The sequence below is a fragment of the Enterococcus sp. 2201sp1_2201st1_C11_2201SCRN_220225 genome, from assembly GCF_040925905.1.
GTDB classification, from domain to species: domain Bacteria; phylum Bacillota; class Bacilli; order Lactobacillales; family Enterococcaceae; genus Enterococcus_C; species Enterococcus_C asini_A.
Genome location: NZ_JBCOJC010000071.1, coordinates 1 through 3,948, shown reverse-complemented (window position 1 = coordinate 3,948; position 3,948 = coordinate 1). Strand labels below are relative to the sequence as shown.

The following is a 3,948-nucleotide window of genomic DNA, read 5'->3' as shown; positions in this document are numbered from 1 at the left end:
CCGAATCTTTTTTATCAATAAAAATTAAATGTTCGTTGTTTATCATTTAGGGAATACTTATGTCACGGTCCCTTTTTAGAATGGTTTTATGAGCTCATGTTGCTTTTCTTAAAAGCCACAAAAAGCCAACTGTTTATTTGGAATTTCGTAGTTTTTTTGATGACTTTAGCCGAAGCCATCAATACTAAAACTGTTTACTTTTGCTGTTTTCTAGGGGCATTGTGAGAAGTGTGTGTGAGGGTAAACGGATATTTTATTTTTCCCCCGATTAGTGTTAGAATAAGCGTGTTTGTTTTGTGATTGTAAACACAAAGATAAGCCGAAGTCTCTTATTTGAATTGTTGCTTTATAAATAGAAAGGAATTGTTTATGGCCTATAAAAATCTACAAGAATTTATGACCACATTGGAAGCAGCTGGAGAGTTAAAACGGGTGACGGCTCCCGTCTCAGCGCATTTGGAAATCACCGAGATTACCGATCGCATTTCCAAAGCTCGGGGCCCTGCTTTGCTTTTTGAAAATGTCCAAGGCTCCGCTTTTCCCGTGTTAATCAATGCCATGGGTTCCGAAAAACGTATGGCTCAAGCCCTAGGTGTGGAAAGTCTCAATGAAGTAGGCGAGCAAATTGCTGATTTAATCAATTTGGCTAACTACAGTGGCTGGTTGAAAAGTGCCAGTCAAATCCCTAAACTTTCCCGAATGGCGGCAGTCTTTCCTTTAAAAGTCAAAAAAGGCGCATGCCAAGAAGTGATCATGAAAGAACCGGATTTAACCAAATTACCGATTTTACAATGCTGGCCTGAAGACGGGGGCCCATTTATTACCTTGCCTTTAGTTATGACCAAAGACCCTGACAGTGGGCAACAAAATACTGGCATGTACCGCATGCAAGTGTACGATAAAAACACTACCGGGATGCATTGGCACTGGCATAAAGATGGTCGGGAAATCTATGAAAAATACCGTAAACTGGGGGGCAAGATGCCAGTTTCAGTCGCTTTAGGAGGAGATCCGGCGATTACCTATTCCGCCACAGCACCATTGCCAAAGATGATTGATGAAATGATGTTGGCTGGCTTTTTGCGAAAGCGTCCGGTGAAAATGGTAAAATCCATTACCAATGATATTTATGTCCCGGCAGAATCAGAATTTGTGATTGAAGGCTATGTGGATGTAAACGAACCTTTACGAGAAGAAGGCCCATTTGGCGATCATACCGGCTATTATTCTCTAGAAGACATGTACCCAGTTTTCCACGTGACCTGTATCACCCACAAGAAAAATGCCGTCTATCCCACGACAATTGTGGGCCAACCACCGATGGAAGACGATTATATGGGGCTGGCCACTGAACGGGTTTTCTTGCCATTATTGAAAATGATGGCACCGGAAATTGTAGATTTAGCCATGCCTTTTGAAGGTGTTTTTCATAACTGTGTGATTGTTTCCATTAAGAAGAAATTTCCTTATCACGCTCATAAAGTGATGAATACTTGTTGGGGCATGGGACAAATGATGTACACCAAGATGATTATCGTAGTAGAAGACAATGTAGATCCCCATGATTTTTCTAAAGTGGCCTGGAAAGTCTTTAATAATATTGATGCCAAACGGGATTTGGTGCTAAATGAAGGACCACTAGACGCATTGGATCATTCTTCTCCTCATGCTTTTTACGGCACTCGTCTTGGCATTGACGCAACGAAAAAATGGCCAGAAGAAGGCCACAATCGTCCTTGGCCAGCTGATGTGACCATGGATCAAAAAACGAAAGAATTGGTAGAGAAACGGTGGGCTGATTATGGCCTGGATTAAAACAGTTAGTAAAAAGCTTCACGCATACGGTGTTTTAGTGATGTTCCAACATACGATATTCTCTTTTTCTTTTGGGATTGTTTCTTTACTATTAGCGTCAAAAGGAGAATTTCATTGGCGGCGAATCTTACTTTTGATGATTGGACTACTGGCTGCCCGCACCGGGGCCAATGCCATTAATCGGGTGATTGATGCCAAGATTGACAAAGCCAATCCTCGCACCAGTACGCGGCAAATTCCCCAAGGAAAATTGAGTCAAAAAGAAGCACTGTGGTTTTCAATTTTTTGCTTTGCAATTACGGTTTTAGTTGCGGCGTTACTTGGCCCGGTGACTTTGGCTTTGTCTCCTGTAGCTTTACTTTTTATGGTGGGCTATTCTTATACAAAACGCTTTACGGCTTTGTGCCATTTAGTTTTAGGTTTCACTTGTGCCATGGCACCTGCGGGAGCGTGGATTGCCATTACCAACAGTTTTTCTTGGACAGCTTTCTTTTTAGCGGGTGCCAATATGTTTTGGGTGGCAGGTTTTGATATTATTTACGGCTCCCAAGACGTGGATTTTGATCGTAGTTATGGTGTTCATTCCATTCCAGCAGCGGTGGGCGTTAAAAATGGCTTGTTAATTGCGCGACTGTTTCATGGGATAGCTTTTGTCTGCTTGTTGTTAGTAGGGTTTTTGACGCCTCAATTTGGTTGGTTATATTTTGTGGGGCTAGGGATGATTGGCATCTTATTAATTTTTGAGCATTCCGTGGTGCGACCTGATCATTTGGCCCATGCGGAAATCGCTTCTTATAACGTAAACGAATTGGTCAGCCTCGTTTTTTTAGTAACCGGGGTTTTTGATATTTTTTTCTAGACAAATATAAAAGAAAAGAGGAAATGGTAAGATGATGAAAAAATTACTAAGTGCAGTAGGGATTGTTACGTTGGCATTGGCAACTTTAAGTGCTTGTGGTACAAAAGATTCTAGCGATACAGCGACTTCTTCTGCTAAAGAGGCTAAAACAGAAACCTTAACATTAGGAGTAATGCCTTCCACAGATAATATTCCTTTGATTTTAGCCCATGAAAAAGGCTTTGATAAAGATCACGGGGTCAATCTGAAATTGGAAACTTTTAAAGCGGCTAAAGATCGAGATGCGGCTTTCCAAGCAGGAAAAGTCGATGGGGTGTCCACCGACTTGGTGGCGATTGCGATTTACCAAGAAGCCGGCATGGATGTGAAGATTACCGGCAATACCTATGGTCAATTTGATTTAATTACTGGGGATGATTCAATTCAAACTACCGCCGACTTAAAGGGCAAAGATGTGATTTTGTCTAAACGGACAGGTACAGAATATGCCGTAACAATGATGCTAGAAAAAGCTGGCTTAACTGATGCAGATATTAATGTTAGCGAAGTGCCTCAAGTGCCTACTCGCTTGGAATTGTTGAAAAACAAACAAGCGCAAGGAGCGATTTTACCAGAACCATTTGCAACCATGGCTACAGCCGATGGATTGCGAGTGTTGGATTCTACTAAAAAAATTGGCATTAATCCTTTTGTGATGGGGATGCCTGCTGATGTCATTGACCAAAAAGCGGATGCGATTAAAGGCATGTATGAAGCCTATAATGATGCGGTCGATTACATTAAAGAACATGATAAGAGTGACTATATCCAGTTGTTTATCGACGAAGTAGGCTTTCCTGAAGATTTGAAAGATCAAATCACAGTACCAGATTACACACAAGCCGAACAAGCTACCGAAGCTGATATTACCAGTGCTTTTACTTGGGCCAAAGAGCACGATTTATTAACCAAAGACTTAACACCAAAAGATGTCTTGTCTGATGTTTACTTTAAATAATGATTTTTACAGCGACCCCAATTTTGCGGTCGCTGTTCTTGAAATAGGAAGGAAATAAGCTATGACGCGAGTATATCAAGATCGAACCATTGAATTATTAGCTCCTGTGGGTACCTTTGAAGATTTTAAACAAGTGATTCACAGTGCGGCCGATGCGGTGTACCTTGGGGGCAAGCAGTTTAATATGCGCATGCACAATCCAAAGCGCAATTTAAGCAATGAAGAAATTGCCCAAGCTGTGACGATTGCCCACGATTTAGACAAGAAAGTCTATGTG

Annotated in this window: 3 protein-coding genes and 1 pseudogene; all 4 read left to right on the top strand. The window is 41.5% G+C overall.

Annotation, left to right across the window (positions count from 1 at the left end):
• The first annotated feature begins 369 nt into the window (after positions 1 to 369).
• The gene (locus AB5754_RS12555) at positions 370 to 1,815 is read left to right on the top strand and encodes a menaquinone biosynthesis decarboxylase (protein ID WP_368251013.1); all 1,446 of its coding nucleotides are present in this window, start codon (positions 370 to 372) and stop codon (positions 1,813 to 1,815) included.
• The gene (locus tag AB5754_RS12550) at positions 1,802 to 2,674 is read left to right on the top strand and encodes a 4-hydroxybenzoate octaprenyltransferase (RefSeq protein WP_368251011.1); all 873 of its coding nucleotides are present in this window, start codon (positions 1,802 to 1,804) and stop codon (positions 2,672 to 2,674) included. The genes AB5754_RS12555 and AB5754_RS12550 overlap by 14 nt, the downstream gene beginning before the upstream one ends.
• 31 nt (positions 2,675 to 2,705) lie before the next feature.
• On the top strand, positions 2,706 to 3,671 hold the full coding sequence (locus AB5754_RS12545; RefSeq protein WP_368251010.1) for an ABC transporter substrate-binding protein: 966 nt from the start codon (positions 2,706 to 2,708) through the stop codon (positions 3,669 to 3,671).
• Between the two features lie 61 nt (positions 3,672 to 3,732).
• Positions 3,733 to 3,948 (top strand): annotated as a pseudogene (locus AB5754_RS12540) (collagenase-like protease); the annotation flags it as partial.

Bases quoted from the DNA above. Each gene is read 5' to 3' on its own strand.
- AB5754_RS12555 (WP_368251013.1), top strand. From the start codon at position 370: ATGGCCTATAAAAATCTACAAGAATTTATGACCACATTGGAAGCAGCT.
- AB5754_RS12550 (WP_368251011.1), top strand. From the start codon at position 1,802: ATGGCCTGGATTAAAACAGTTAGTAAAAAGCTTCACGCATACGGTGTT.
- AB5754_RS12545 (WP_368251010.1), top strand. From the start codon at position 2,706: ATGATGAAAAAATTACTAAGTGCAGTAGGGATTGTTACGTTGGCATTG.